We start from the raw sequence: 14,084 nt of genomic DNA, 5'->3' as shown, positions 1-14,084 counted from the left end.
AGATTGCTTTTTTGCCTAATTTATCAATTGTACTTTTTCTTTAGAGATTTGCATATGAGTTCGCCTGGATCGTTTTTCTCAAAAGGTAAAGCAGTTCCGTCTTTTTGAATTTTATTGCGATCGCGACAATTATAAACCTCAACAGGTCTTTTCACTCCATCAATACTTAGAACTGCCCTATATTCCCAATAATTTTTGGCACTTCGTTTTATATCAATAATACAAATCTGATGCCCATTGTCATTGTGACAAAAAGATGCATAAGCAGGAAGTGCTAAAAAAAAGGATATAGCAATTACTAGTACTAAAGGAAGATGTTTAAGTATACTCATACTGATATGATAAGAAGTTTAATATTTATATTAATCCTAAAAGTATATAATTATTTCAAATAGACCTTTCCAGAAAAAATGTAAGGGCAAAAATGTAAGGGCGCAATGCCTTGCGCCCCTACTAAAACTTTTGGGTAATGCATAATTAATTTCTGGAGATGTCTAATAATATTAAGCAATATTTAACAGTCTCTTAACTCTACATTGGATGCTAAATTGTTAATCTTTTGGTGCGTGTTATTTAAAAAAGTCAGAAATAATTAGCTCCCCGACTTCTCAAAGAAGTCGGGGAGCTAGGTAAAGTTATTTCAGTGTTTAGAAAAAAGCCCTGCTAAATACTAAGAGGCGAGATTTGTCATGGAGTACTTGCATATCGAGCGATTGTTATCAACCCCATTGAAGCGTCGTAACCTTTTAATTGGTGGTGGATTTTTAACAGGTTTAGCACTGACAACCCAGTGGACAAGCAGAGTCAATGCTCAACCTAAATTCTCTAACTATCCTTTCACACTCGGTGTAGCTTCAGGAGAACCCTATTCCAGGAGTGTTGTCATCTGGACGCGATTGGCTCCAGATCCATTGAATGGAGGCGGAATGCCATCAGAAAATATCCCCGTACAATGGCAAGTTGCTACTGATGAAAAGATGACAAAGGTTGTGCGGAGTGGTACAACTTACGCAATTCCAGAATTAGGACACTCAGTACACGTTGTTGTAGAGGGATTGCAACCTGCTCGATGGTATTGGTATCAGTTTAAAGCAGGTAATGAAATTAGCCCTGTTGGACGTACTCGTACAGCTCCTGCTCTTGGGCAAAAAATAGAACAATTCCGCTTTGCATTTGCTTCTTGTCAGAATTGGGAAGATGGATACTTTGCAGCATATAAGCATATGGCAAAAGAGGAACTCGACCTCGTTGTTCATCTTGGTGATTATATATACGAAGGAGCGGCAAATCCCACTCGTATCAGGCAGCATAACGGACCAGAACCCGTTACGGTTGAAGAATATCGCAACCGTCACGCCTTGTATAAAACTGACAAAGACTTACAAGCTGTTCACACTGCTTTCCCCTGGGCTGTTACTTGGGACGACCATGAAGTCGATAACAATTGGGCGGATGAAATTCCGCAAGACCCAGAATTACAGTCGAGAGAGCAGTTTCTTGCACGACGTGCTGCTACTTTCCAAGCCTACTACGAACATATGCCATTGCGTCCATTATCAAAACCAGAAGGCATAAACCTGCAACTTTATCGCCGTCTCACCTTTAGTGACTTAGTGGAATTTAACGTGCTAGACACTCGCCAGTATCGTACCGATCAGCCTTGTGATGACGGTATCAAACCTCGTTGTGAAGAAGCTTTTGACCCATCTGCCACTTTGACTGGTTCCAAACAAGAGAAGTGGTTGTTTAATGGTCTCGATCGCTCTAAGGCTCTTTGGAATGTCCTTGCCCAACAGGTAGTCTTCACCCAAGATGATTGGACTGCGGGGGAAGAGTCAGCTTTTAACGTTGATGCTTGGGATGGTTATGTGGCAAACCGTCAACGCATCCTCGACTTTTTCTATCAACGCCGACCCTCCAATCCAGTTGTTATTAGTGGTGACACTCACTCTAGTTGGGTGAGCGACCTTTTAGCAAACTTTAACAACCCTGGTTCTCCTGTAGTAGGAACAGAGTTTGTTGGTACTTCTATTACCTCCGGTTTTAGTGCAAGCGACAGAATTGAAGCCGCTTTACCTGAAAGCCCATGGGTAAAGTATTTCAATGGACGACAACGCGGTTATGTTCGTTGCGACCTGACTCACGAACGTTGGAGAAGTGATTATAGATTGTTACCGCAGTCTGTACCTAACGAACCAAACGTTCCCGATCTTAACGCACCAATTACCACTGCTGCATCTTTTGAACTACCAAATGGTGGAACTGTAAGGCAAGTAGCAAATACGTGAACGGATGCGATAAGCCGGGTACGGCTTGCGCTTCGCGATCGCGATTCTGCTAGTCGAAGAGGTCTGGCAGAAAAGCGATCGAACCTACTATACTTTGCTACACTAAAAAACAGCTCGTTATGCAGGATTTTTGAAGCTATGAGTGACACAATTACCAAACCTCTCAGCCTACAAGAATTTCTCAAGCTTCCAGAAACCAATCCTGCAAGCGAGTACATCAACGGTGAGATTGTTCAAAAGCCAATGCCCAAAGGGAGACACAGCCGCCTGCAATGCAAACTCTGTGCTGTAATTAATCAAGTTGCAGAAGAAAAAAAGATTGCCTATGCGTTTCCTGAATTACGGTGCAGCTTTGGAGAACGCTCCATCGTACCTGACGTGGCTGTATTTCAGTGGAGACGCATCTCATTTGCGATCGATGGTGAAGTTCCCGATAACTTTGAAATCCCGCCAGACTGGACAATTGAGATTCTCTCGCCAGAACAGAAACCCAATAAAGTCATTGGCAATATTCTCCACTGTCTGAAATATGGCAGTCGCCTGGGCTGGTTTCTCGATCCTGATGACCTCAGTATTTTGGTGTTTTTACCAGAGCGACAGCCATTGCTAATTCAGGGAAAAGGATCTTTACCTGTATTGCCAGAAATCGAAATTGAATTAACTGCCGAACAAGTTTTTGGTTGGTTAAAGATGGGCTAAATCTTCTGAGCGCCCGGTTGTCCGCTAGTAACAATAAACGAAGCGATGTTGCTAATGGTAGCTGTATCTTGATTAGCAGTTGTGGAAACAGCGCGATAATCGCTCCGCCAAGCATTGCGGGTAATTTGACACCTGATGTAACCGCGAACATCACCGTTGAAAAACTTGACGTGAGGGTTTTCTGACAAGTTTGCTTGGACATTTGAAGCCCAAGGACACAAAGAACTAATTGATGTACCAGCAAATTCAGTGGCTAGAATTTCAGAACTTGGGTCATCAAAATTTTTCTTGATATCTTGAACGCAGAAAGAGTGCCAGTCACCTGTAATAATAACAGGATTTGAGGGGCGACGGGTTTCTATAAAATCAAGAATTCTTTGTCTAGCAGCAGGATAACCATCCCATTGATCCATATTGAATGCTTTTTCTGTTCCTGGTTGATAGTCAATTTGTCCAAACCAGATTTGTTGAGCAAGAACATTCCAGCGAGCTGGCGATCGCTCCAATCCTTTAAACAGCCATTCTTCTTGTTCTTTGCCAGTCATTGTCAGAGAAGGATCGAGTCTATCCGGGCAATCTGGTGCGGAGGGAAAAGTTTGCAAGCAGACTCGATCCGAACGATATTGACGAGTATCAAGAACGTGGAAATAAGCTAAGTCACCAAATGCAAAGCGCCGATAAAGTTTGAGATCGTCACCAGTTGGAAATGATTTCAAGCGCAAGGGCATATGCTCGTAATATGCCTGGAAAGCTGCTCTACGACGCTGGCGAAACTGTTCGGGCGACTGTCTGTCTGGGTCTTCTGGGACAAAACCCGCCCAGTTATTATCTACCTCGTGGTCATCCCATGTCACAATCCAAAGAAACGCTGCATGAGATGCTTGTAAATCTGGATCGCTCTTATACAGGGCATAGCGGTTGCGGTAGTCCTCCAACGTAATGATTTCTGGACTATTGTGCTCGCGTACTCTTGTAGCGCTAGTGCTAATTCCGCCTTCGTAAAGGTAATCGCCCAAATGGACAACAAAATCAAGGTCTTCTTCAGCCATAAATTTATAGGCTGTATAAAAACCACTTTGATATTCTTGGCAAGAAGCAAACGCAAAATTCAGTTGACTAATAGAGGTTCCTAAAGCAGGTGCAGTACGAGTACGTCCGATAGGGCTGAGTTCATTTCCGACCTTGAATTGATACCAATAAACCCTATCTGGTTCTAACCCTTGAACATCAACGTGTACGGAGTGAGCGAGTTCTGGAGTTGCCACAGCAAATCCCTTCTGCACCACTTTTTTCATACTCTCATCAGCTGTCAATTGCCACCGTACAAGAATATTTTCCTGTGGCATACCGCCGCCATTAATCGGATTGGGTGCTAACCGCGTCCACAAAACAACTCCATTCGGTAATGGGTCTCCAGAAGCTACACCGAGTGTAAAAGGATAGGCAGAAAATTTTGGTTGAGCCAGGACTCGGCGCGACCATTGGCTGGCTATTGTAAAACCTAGAAAACCACTAGCACCAATTAACAGATTTCTGCGTTTGAATTTTATAGATAAATAATGCTCAAAATTTGAATGACGCACAGATACCTCCTTCAGATTTGGTAAAATTTCAGGACGTTGAGAGGAGTAATTACGTGAAGTTTCTACAGTATTTTTAATCTCACTTCAGCCCGGTTGTACCAAGCAATGTTAAGACTTTATCAAGCGAACATTAACGCCTTGTCAAGTCACAGCCAATTTGTGGTTAAAGCTCAGTTAATAAAGCATTGTTGAGAATGATACCAATGAAAAATAAATTATCATTTCCAACGTAGGTTGGGTTGAGGAACGAAACCCAACATTGAATCGAATCATCGCTCAATGTTGAATCAAGCGATCGCAAAACCCAATATGGAATCGAATGATAACGAAACCCAATACGGTATCGAATTGTTGGGTTTCACTTCGTTCTACCCAACCTACACAATACATTTGGCAATTTAGAATTTACTTTATAAGCGCTCGGCTATGTACTGTAGCTTGAAGCCAGTTAGAATAAGCTCAGTTATGCAGTAGCAATAGTATGACTCTTCAAAAGTTAGAAACGGAACTGCTTGCCTTGACACCAAATGAGAAAGCACAGGCAATTCAATTGCTAGTTCAAAGCTTATGTAATTCTTGGCGTGGTATTGAGAAAACTCCTGGGGTATGTGGTGGAGAGGCGTGTATTGCTCAAACTCGTATTCCTATCTGAGTATTAGTCAATGCTCGGAGATTAGGTATTAGTGAAGCTCAACTTTTGAAAGATTATCCAACTTTATCTGCAACTGACTTAACTAATGCTTGGGTCTATGCCACAGTATACCCAGAGGAAATTGAAACAGCCATTAGGGAGAATGAAGAAGAGTAAGCTTATGACACTTAAAGATTTAGAGCAACACCTTCTTGAACTTAGTCCTAGTGAAAAAGTACAAGTGATTCAGTTACTTGCTCAAAGTCTTGGCAGCAATTGGCAAGGAATTGAGAAAACCCCTAGAGTTTGCGGTGGAGAGGCTCGTATCGCGAAGACTCGTATCCCCATCTGGGTACTTGTGGAAGCTCGTCGTCTCGGATACAGTAATGCTGACATTTTGACAAGCTATCCAACGATCGCGGCTACTGACTTGGCTAATGCTTGGACTTATGCAGAAGCTCACCCTGATGAAATTGAACTTGCTATTGAGCGTAATGAGGTAGCATAGTCAATGGCACGGCTAATCTTGGTAATTCATTTCCTGAGTAGGCAAACCTCGAACAATTTCTCGTGCGGACAAGCCTGCTAAACTTGCAAGTTGCCGTAGTGCTCTACCGCTAACGTTATACTCATTTGCTCCAAATTGTACTCCAACTCTTTTGTATAATCGAGAAGCTCGTCCCGACATAGCAGACCCGCGCATAAAATCGTAGCCAAGACGAGTTATTTCAAGAGCGATCGCACACAGCAACGCTGCACCTAATCCCCGACAGCGATAAGCTGGATCGACATAAAAATCAAGGAAAACCGCCCCATGAACGCAATGATGTAAATCGTAGCTTGGCGTCCAAGCAGCAAAACCGATAAGTTGCTCGTCACTATAAACAACGTTCATACGGAAGCAACCACTTGTATAATCGCGCTTGAGAGTTTCAATAGAACAAGACCATCTTGGCATATTGAGATTTTGGCTCACGTAATCATTGATGAGTTGCCCAACACTGTTTAAGTCATCAACTGTTGCAGTAGATACTGTGTAAGACATAAAGATACTCTGAGTTGCACAATGGAAATATCTTATATACTGTATTGTTACCAAATTTTGACTTCTTACAGTAAAAAATCTGGTTTTAAGGTTTAACTTAAAGTGAGCATCTCACTCGCACATCCAGAAAAAATCAACAAAGAATGGCAGACCTGACCCCTAATTCTAGTTTTAGCGTAACAATCCGGGTGGAAATCCCCAACCGCATTGGAATGTTGGCAACTGTAACCAAAGCGATCGCAACCAGTGGCGGTAACTTTGGTTTAATTGACCTCATCGAACAGACAAGAGGTATTTCGATTCGCGATATCACTGTCGATGCAGCTAGCACCGAGCATGCAGAGACAATTGTGCAAGCGGTTAAAGCCTTACCAGATATCAAGGTATTAAACGTCTACGATCGCACCTTCAATTTGCATCGCGGCGGAAAAATTAGCATTGCCAGTAGAATTCCTCTCAAAAGCGTCTCCGATTTAGCAATGGCTTATACCCCAGGAGTAGGGCGCATATGCAATGCCATTGCCCAAAATCCTGAAGAAGTTCACAATTTAACCATTAAACAAAATACTGTAGCAATTGTCACTGATGGTAGTGCCGTCTTGGGGCTAGGAAATCTCGGTCCGGCGGCTGCTTTACCAGTTATGGAAGGTAAAGCCATGCTATTCAAAGAATTTGCCGGAATTGATGCCTTTCCGATTTGCTTGGCAACTCAAGACACTGACAAAATTGTTGAAGCTGTTAAAAATATTGCCCCAGTCTTTGGGGGAGTCAATTTAGAAGATATCGCCGCTCCTCGTTGTTTTGAAATTGAAGCAAAACTCAGACAGGAACTCGATATTCCGGTTTTTCATGATGACCAACACGGTACGGCGATCGTCACTTTAGCAGCGTTGTTGAACGCTTTGAAGCTAGTTCATAAATCCATTGCAGACGTTCGCATTGTTGTCAACGGTGCAGGAGCAGCTGGAGTCGCTTGTGCTCGATTGCTTCGTAAAGCAGGAGCGGAAAAAATTTGGATGTGCGACTCAAAAGGTATTCTTTCTGTCAATCGTACAGACCTCACAGAAGAAAAGCGCGAATTTGCTGTTAAAGCCCAAGGAACTCTAGCAGGCGCATTACAAGGTGCGGATGTTTTTGTCGGTGTTAGCGTACCAGGGGTTTTAACACCAGAAATGGTGCGTTCTATGGCAAAAGATCCGATTGTTTTTGCAATGGCAAATCCAATTCCTGAAATTCAACCAGAATTAGTCAAAGATGATGTGGCTGTTATGGCAACAGGTCGCAGTGATTACCCAAATCAAATCAATAACGTTTTGGCTTTCCCTGGTGTTTTCCGAGGTGCTTTGGATTGTCGTGCGGCAACAATTACTACTAGTATGTATTTGGAAGCAGCAACAGCGATCGCTTCTTTAATTAACCCTTCCGATCTTGACAAAGAACACATCATTCCTTCTGTATTTGACGAACGTGTGGCGACTGCGGTTGCAGGTGCGGTGCAACGTGCTGCACGTCAAGAAGGTATTGCCAGAAGTTAATTACCCAAAAATTCCAGATACCCCTGACTCAGTTCCTTGACAGCTAATTCATAGAACTGCTGACCGTGTTCTGGTGTTGCCAAGGCAGGATTTGAACCCATCCTGCCATCTGGATATTTTTGGCGAAAGTCAGTTGCACCATAAATTCTGTGTCCGCTACCAACTTCTGTAGAAAGAGGCGCTTGTTTGATGGCTTCTGGATAGACATACTGAGTCACAGCAACTTCACTCGGTGTTGCATGAGAACCTTCTTGGTCACCGTATAATTCCTTGGCTAGCTTGTAAACAGAACTACACATAAACCAGTTAGCTAGGTGACATTGAACTTTATGGGCATTGGGAATTTGCAAATCCTCCAAATGTGCGTAAGCTTCAGAAAAAGCTGCTTTGAGGGTGGCAATGTTACCCCCATGCCCGTTGATAAAATAAAATTTGGTAAAACCAGCTTTCGCTAGAGAGGTAACGTAATCTCGCACGAGTTGAATCATCGTACTCGGACGCAAACTGATTGTGCCAGGAAATCCTGTGTGATGCAATGCCATGCCAACGTTTATCGTTGGACCAACAATTGCGTGAGTTGCTTCTCCCACACCACGAGCGATCGCTTCTGCACAAATTGCATCCGTCCCAATCAATCCCGTTGGTCCGTGTTGTTCGGTAGAACCAATTGGTAAGATAATACCTTGAGACTGCTGTAGATAAGCTTCTACTTCCTGCCAAGTACTTAAATGTAAGAGCATTTTTTCTAATCAAAACAATAATGTTTTTTGACATCGCTTCTAATGTCCCAAGTGCAGGACATTCCAGCCGGAAAAGTCACCAAATCGCCTTTGCCCATTTGCACGGGCTGACCCCCATCAGGAATCACAATGACATCTCCTTCTAAAAAATAACAAGTTTCCTGCTCTTCGTAAGTCCAAGGAAATTTTGAAACTTCTTTAGTCCAAATAGACCATTGGAAAACATCTAACTCTTTAAGGGGTTCCTGGATAAGCTGATTTCTAAATTTCAATTTGTCATCCTCCATAAGGTTGATATTAAAAAGTACTCTTCAATACTATCCTTACTTTTGACAAAGTTAGTGTTGCTGAATACAGCATAATGCAACTGTAATGCTAAAGAGTCGATGGACATATCTCATGCATAATAAATTCAGAAAAAAATCTCTCTTTGCTCCGATCTTAGTAGCTTTTTTATGCGCTCTTGCTTTTGGACAAGTTGTTTTCGCACAAAGTAGTAACTTAGTCAGTTTATCTAATCCAGTAACTGTTTTGGTAAACGGTGGCTTTATCAGTCCACTGGTTGAATTATTTGGTAATGTCTCAGTGGGTAAACAAATCTTCATTGCTAGTAATACTGTTGTACGAGCAGATCCTAGTACTCGTATTTGTATTGGCAATCAAACTAACCTCCAAGACAATATCGTATTGCTTGCGCTACAAAATCAAAAAGCTCCTACTGCAGAATGTGGTAAGCTTTCCAGTAGTACCGGACAACAAGTTAGTATTGCCCATCAAGCAAATATCAAAAATTCAAAAATTGGTAACTTTACCTTTATAGGTTTCCATGCAAACCTTAACAACGTAGTGCTTGAGGACGGTGCTTTTGTGTTACATGGTGTAAAGCTGTCTAACGTGCGTATTGGTAAAAACCGTTTAGTACCAATTGGCTCGGTTATTACAACACAAGCACAAGCAGATGCTTTGCCACTGAAAACAGACGCTAATTCTAAATTTCAACAAGAGGTCTTAAAAGTCAACGAAGAGTTTGCAGAAAACTACGGCGAACTTTACGAGAAACAAGGATTTATGGCTGTTGTTGGAGTCACTCCTGCACCAAAAACTTCTTGGAATCCCAAGCCGCTCCCACCTACTATTGGTAAAAACGTACAATTTAAAGAATTTGCTCGTGTTGTTGGCGATGTGCGGATAGGAGATAACAGCATGGTGGGACGGCGGACTTCAATTCGTGCTGATGAAGGTTCACCAATTATCATTGGCGAAAATGCTAACATTGAAGACCGCGTGACTTTCCATGCTTTAAAAGGGACGAGTATTCGCATTGGCGATAATCTACACACGGAGGATAATATCGTCTTTCACGGTCCTTTAGAGGTTGGCAACAACCTAACCATTGGCGATGATACGGTGCTATTTCGCTCTCAAGTTGGTAATAACGTGACAATTGGTAGTGGAGCTATAGTTGTTGATGTGACCTTGCGTGATGGCGTACAAGTTCCCGATCGCGCTTTGATTACAACCCAAAAGCAAGCCGACGCACTGAAAGCAACATCGTAAGGATGGATGGGCATAGGGAATAGGGCATAGTAAAAAAAATCATTGCCCATTGCCCATTGCTCATTGTCTCTGAAAATTTTGTTATTTTTATAACCAAGACATCCAACTTATGTATTCTGAAAGAATATGCGGATTTTGCTAGTTGAAGATGAACCAGGGATCGCTCAATTTATTAGTCAAGGTTTGAGGGAGATGAGTTATGCCGTAGATGTTGCTTGCGATGGTGAAGAGGGTCGAGAATATGTCTCATCTGTGGAGTACGACATCATCATCTTAGACATCATGCTACCTAATATTGATGGGTTGAAGCTACTGAGCGAATTCCGGAGCCAAAAAATTCAAACTCCCGTGTTACTGCTCACAGCACGGGATACTGTAGAAGACAGGGTTAAAGGATTGGATCGGGGAGCGGATGACTACTTGGTTAAACCTTTTGCATTTTCAGAACTACTTGCACGTTTGCGAGCTTTACAACGTCGCCCTCCACTACAATTTAATACGATTTTGCAAGAGGGCGATTTAACTATGGATGTTGTTAAAAGAGAAGTTCAGCGTGCAGGGCGTGCGATCGAACTTAGCCCCTTAGAATTTAAACTTTTAGAATATTTGTTGCGTAATTCTAATTCAGTAGTGACCCGAACCCAAATAGGAGAGCATGTCTGGGATTTTGATTTCTATAGCGATTCCAACGTTGTTGATGTGTATGTCGGTTATCTGAGACGAAAAATAGACCGGGGTTTTGACCAACCACTACTCCACACAGTGAGAGGGGTAGGATATTGCCTGAAGTCTTTTTCCGTTAGTTAATTCTTATGTTTTTTTTGCGATTCGGTAAAAGTACGATTAGGACGCGCCTAACAGCGTGGTACGTACTACTCTTGGGCTGTACGTTGGTACTTTTTAGTACCTATCTATACGTTCAATTAGAAAATAGTTTACTCGGTCAATTAGATACAGCTTTGCAGGTTGCTGCTTCTGAAACTTTCACTGAGGTTATCGAGCAGGATGCTCATCCTGCCTTTAAGATAAGAAAGCAGTCAGCAACAATTACCCGTCAGTTAGCTAATGCTGGCTTTACTGTACGGTTAATTTCACCCAAGGGTGAGGTATGGGATGGCATTGGTAGCTATCAGATTGTGCCTGCGATCGCGCAAATCAAACCGGGTTACACTAACGTAACGGAACACAAGAAAATTTGGCGAGTTTACACTCAACCATTACCTTTATCCCCGACGGCTGGTTGGTTGCAAGTTGCTCAATCCCTTGAACCCATTTCTAAAGCATCAGAACATCTACGAACTTTGATGCTTTTTAGTTGTCCAACTATCCTGTTAGTAGCAGCATTTGGAGGACTATTTTTGGCTGAACGGGCGTTGCGTCCTATCGATCGCATTATCCGCACTGCACAAGCCATTGGACCAGGTGATTTTACTCAGCGCATTGGTTATCGAGGTTCTACCGATGAAGTCGGACGATTAGCTATCACCATAGATAAGATGTTAGATCGCCTCGAAGCAGCTTTTGAGCACGAACGACGATTTACAGCTGATGCGTCTCACGAGTTACGCACACCTCTAACAGTGATGAAGGGGCGACTTGGTGTAACTTTGAGTCGAGCGCGAACTGTAGAAGAATACGAGAGTACCCTGCAAGAATTACAACGGGAAGTCGATCGCTTAATTCGCCTTGCCAATGGATTGCTTTTTCTCACTCGTTTGGATCAAAGCTCATCCGAATACCGACATAGCTTGACTAATGTTGATTTGAACGAGCTACTAGAAATTCTTATAGAACAAATTCAGCCTTTGGCAGAAAGCAAGAATATTACAATAAGTGTTAGCATAGATCCTTCACTTCACGTTCCTGGTAACTCCGATCGCTTAACCTGCTTGTTTTTAAACTTACTGGATAACGCCATTAAGTATACTCCTAGTGATGGTCAAATTACGGTAAGAGCACATCGGGAAAGGGGAGAGGCTAAAGTGACTGTGACCAATACAGGTAAAGGAATTGAAGCAAAACATTTACCTCATCTGTTTGAGCGTTTCTACCGTGCTGAGAGCGATCGCTCTCGGAATACGGGCGGATCGGGATTAGGACTAGCGATCGCTCATGAAATTGTTCGCTTGCATCGGGGTACGATTTGTGTTACGAGTCAGCCCAATCAACTCACAACTTTTACCGTACAATTACCGTTTTAGATAGTTTAAGAACATTCTTAAGCCATTCTCACTATATTCTTAAGATTTGTGAACTAATTTGTATATTAGTTCATCAAGTTTTGTAATCCTTAGGAAAGAAAAAAGTAATGGATGGCAGTTTAATCCTATTTAATATCCTAAATCCGCCAGTTTTATTCTTTTTTATGGGAATGCTGGCGGTTTTTTTGAGATCCGATCTAGAAATTCCTCAACCCTTACCCAAACTATTTTCCCTTTATTTACTTTTGGCTATTGGGTTTAAGGGAGGACACGAACTCGCAGACAGTGGAATTAACTCGCAAATTGCAGCCACTCTCGTAGCTGCGATCGTCATGGCTGTTGTTGTCCCAGTCTATACCTTCTTTATCTTAAGGCTCAAGCTTGACCATTATAATGCAGCAGCGATCGCGGCTACTTACGGTTCTATTAGTGCAGTCACTTTCATTACAGCTGGCTCCTTCCTCGAAAAATTGCACATTGCTTACGGAGGGCATATGGTTGCAGCATTAGCCCTTATGGAGTCTCCGGCTATCATTATTGGTTTAATTCTTGTGAGAGTGTTTGCTCATAAGACACAAGGAGAAGAAGAATTCTCTTGGGGTAAAGTACTGCAAGAGGCATTTTTAAACGGCTCTGTTTTTCTACTAGTTGGCAGTTTGATTGTTGGATTACTTACGGGAGACAAAGGTTGGGAGAAGTTACAGCCGTTCACTCAGGGAATTTTCTACGGTGCGCTGACTTTCTTTTTACTTGATATGGGATTAGTTGCAGCCAGAAGAATTAAAGACTTAAGCAAAACAGGTTCTTTTTTGATAGCATTTTCAGTATTCATTCCAGTTGCGAATGCCATCTTAGGAATTTTAATTTCAAAAGTCCTGGGAATGGGGGAAGGAAATGGGCTTTTGTTTGCAGTTTTATGTGCCAGTGCTTCTTATATTGCTGTTCCTGCGGCTATGAGATTAACAGTTCCAGAGGCTAACCCAAGTCTCTATGTATCTATGGCTCTCGCTTTAACATTCCCCTTCAACATTATTATAGGGATTCCTCTCTACTTACAGATTCTTAAACTAGTTGGTGTCTAATCTAAAACTAGCATAAATAGTTTTATTTGTTCGGGTTAAAACTTTTAAAATGCAAAATATTTCTGCTCTTCAATTTAAAATTGGTATACATTATGCAACTCGTTAGCCGAGTAGAAATTATCATTAGTACGCTGGAACTTAGAGAAGTTATAGATATTTTGGATTCAGTTAGAGTAACTGGATACACTTTGATAGAAAATACTTCAGGAAAAGGCAAACGAGGTTTTTGTTACAACGACTTAGGTCGAGAATTTAGCAATAGTTACATTTCGACTTTTTGCACAACTCAGAAACAATTAGGTTATCTTTTAGGTGACATTTTACCTATTCTCAAACGAATTAGCGGTGTCTGTTTGATAACTGAGACTAATGCAGTCTCTTCAGACCAACTTTCCCAAAATATAGATTTAGCGATCGCTGTTATGCAAGAAGTCAAGAAGGTAGAGATTATTATAGACACCTCTTACATTGAAGACACTCTAAAAATTTTAGAAAGCGTCTCTGTATCTGGTTACACAATCATTAAAGACACATCAGGTAAAGGAGAACGAGGTTTATCTTGTCCGGATATAGATTGTCTATTTAGTAGTAGTTATATTATGACAGTCTGTACAAATGAGAAACAATTAGATAGTTTAGTACAGAAAATAACTCCTAGTCTGAAGAAAATAGGAGGCGTATGTTTAGTTACTGATGCCAAATGGGTCAATCACTAACTTTAAG

Annotated in this window: 14 protein-coding genes and 1 pseudogene; 10 read left to right on the top strand and 5 right to left on the bottom strand. The window is 41.9% G+C overall.

Annotated elements, in window-relative coordinates; translation table 11 throughout:
• Window positions 1-23: 23 nt before the first annotated feature.
• Window positions 24-332: a hypothetical protein gene (locus ACKTT2_RS34355; protein ID WP_407895244.1), complete on the bottom strand. Its 309-nt coding sequence runs from the start codon at window positions 330-332 to the stop codon at window positions 24-26.
• Window positions 333-689: 357 nt separating this feature from the next.
• Here ACKTT2_RS34355 and ACKTT2_RS34350 point away from each other — a divergent pair, with 357 nt between their 5' ends.
• Both ACKTT2_RS34350 and ACKTT2_RS34345 read left to right on the top strand, forming a co-directional pair.
• Complete coding sequence (locus ACKTT2_RS34350) at window positions 690-2,288, top strand: alkaline phosphatase D family protein (protein WP_407895242.1); 1,599 nt, start codon at window positions 690-692, stop codon at window positions 2,286-2,288.
• A gap of 138 nt (window positions 2,289-2,426) precedes the next feature.
• A complete protein-coding gene (locus ACKTT2_RS34345) occupies window positions 2,427-2,987 on the top strand; it encodes a Uma2 family endonuclease (protein WP_407895240.1) in 561 nt (186 codons plus the stop codon).
• Here ACKTT2_RS34345 and ACKTT2_RS34340 read toward each other — a convergent pair.
• A complete protein-coding gene (locus ACKTT2_RS34340; RefSeq protein WP_407895238.1) occupies window positions 2,984-4,570 on the bottom strand; it encodes an alkaline phosphatase D family protein in 1,587 nt (528 codons plus the stop codon). The two genes, ACKTT2_RS34345 and ACKTT2_RS34340, sit on opposite strands and share 4 nt — an antisense overlap.
• Before the next feature lie 481 nt (window positions 4,571-5,051).
• Here ACKTT2_RS34340 and ACKTT2_RS34335 point away from each other — a divergent pair.
• Window positions 5,052-5,378, top strand: a pseudogene (locus ACKTT2_RS34335) (DUF433 domain-containing protein).
• Between the two features lie 4 nt (window positions 5,379-5,382).
• Window positions 5,383-5,709: a DUF433 domain-containing protein gene (locus tag ACKTT2_RS34330; RefSeq protein WP_407895237.1), complete on the top strand. Its 327-nt coding sequence runs from the start codon at window positions 5,383-5,385 to the stop codon at window positions 5,707-5,709.
• Window positions 5,710-5,721: 12 nt separating this feature from the next.
• Here the strand turns inward: ACKTT2_RS34330 and ACKTT2_RS34325 are convergent, their stop codons facing one another.
• A complete protein-coding gene (locus ACKTT2_RS34325) occupies window positions 5,722-6,246 on the bottom strand; it encodes a GNAT family N-acetyltransferase (protein ID WP_407895235.1) in 525 nt (174 codons plus the stop codon).
• Window positions 6,247-6,389: 143 nt separating this feature from the next.
• Here ACKTT2_RS34325 and ACKTT2_RS34320 point away from each other — a divergent pair, with 143 nt between their 5' ends.
• Window positions 6,390-7,781, top strand: coding sequence for a malic enzyme-like NAD(P)-binding protein (locus ACKTT2_RS34320; RefSeq protein WP_407895233.1), 1,392 nt, complete (start codon window positions 6,390-6,392; stop codon window positions 7,779-7,781).
• On the opposite strand, the gene ACKTT2_RS34315 is transcribed toward ACKTT2_RS34320, so the two are convergent.
• Both ACKTT2_RS34315 and ACKTT2_RS34310 read right to left on the bottom strand, forming a co-directional pair.
• On the bottom strand, window positions 7,778-8,521 hold the full coding sequence (locus ACKTT2_RS34315) for a creatininase family protein (RefSeq protein WP_407895231.1): 744 nt from the start codon (window positions 8,519-8,521) through the stop codon (window positions 7,778-7,780). The two genes, ACKTT2_RS34320 and ACKTT2_RS34315, sit on opposite strands and share 4 nt — an antisense overlap.
• Window positions 8,522-8,526: 5 nt before the next feature.
• Complete coding sequence (locus tag ACKTT2_RS34310; RefSeq protein ID WP_407895229.1) at window positions 8,527-8,793, bottom strand: cupin domain-containing protein; 267 nt, start codon at window positions 8,791-8,793, stop codon at window positions 8,527-8,529.
• Window positions 8,794-8,920: 127 nt separating this feature from the next.
• Between ACKTT2_RS34310 and ACKTT2_RS34305 the strand changes: the two genes are divergently transcribed.
• The 5 genes from ACKTT2_RS34305 to ACKTT2_RS34285 all read left to right on the top strand — a co-directional run bounded on the left by ACKTT2_RS34305 (window position 8,921) and on the right by ACKTT2_RS34285 (window position 14,077).
• The gene (locus ACKTT2_RS34305) at window positions 8,921-10,078 is read left to right on the top strand and encodes an LbetaH domain-containing protein (RefSeq protein WP_407895227.1); all 1,158 of its coding nucleotides are present in this window, start codon (window positions 8,921-8,923) and stop codon (window positions 10,076-10,078) included.
• Between the two features lie 126 nt (window positions 10,079-10,204).
• On the top strand, window positions 10,205-10,885 hold the full coding sequence (locus ACKTT2_RS34300; RefSeq protein ID WP_407895225.1) for a response regulator transcription factor: 681 nt from the start codon (window positions 10,205-10,207) through the stop codon (window positions 10,883-10,885).
• Window positions 10,886-10,890: 5 nt separating this feature from the next.
• Window positions 10,891-12,279 (top strand): sensor histidine kinase, encoded by a 1,389-nt coding sequence (locus ACKTT2_RS34295; protein WP_407895223.1) that lies wholly within the window; start codon window positions 10,891-10,893, stop codon window positions 12,277-12,279.
• Between the two features lie 107 nt (window positions 12,280-12,386).
• Complete coding sequence (locus tag ACKTT2_RS34290) at window positions 12,387-13,361, top strand: sodium-dependent bicarbonate transport family permease (protein WP_407895221.1); 975 nt, start codon at window positions 12,387-12,389, stop codon at window positions 13,359-13,361.
• A gap of 92 nt (window positions 13,362-13,453) precedes the next feature.
• Window positions 13,454-14,077 carry a P-II family nitrogen regulator gene (locus ACKTT2_RS34285; RefSeq protein WP_407895219.1) on the top strand — a complete coding sequence of 208 codons (624 nt, stop codon included), beginning with the start codon at window positions 13,454-13,456 and terminating at the stop codon, window positions 14,075-14,077.
• Window positions 14,078-14,084: the final 7 nt, after the last annotated feature.

The organism is Scytonema hankhaensis NUACC26 (assembly GCF_045865695.1).
GTDB lineage: Bacteria > Cyanobacteriota > Cyanobacteriia > Cyanobacteriales > Nostocaceae > Scytonema.
The sequence above is the reverse complement of the archived record's forward strand: the minus strand, read 5'-3'. Positions and strand labels throughout refer to the sequence as shown.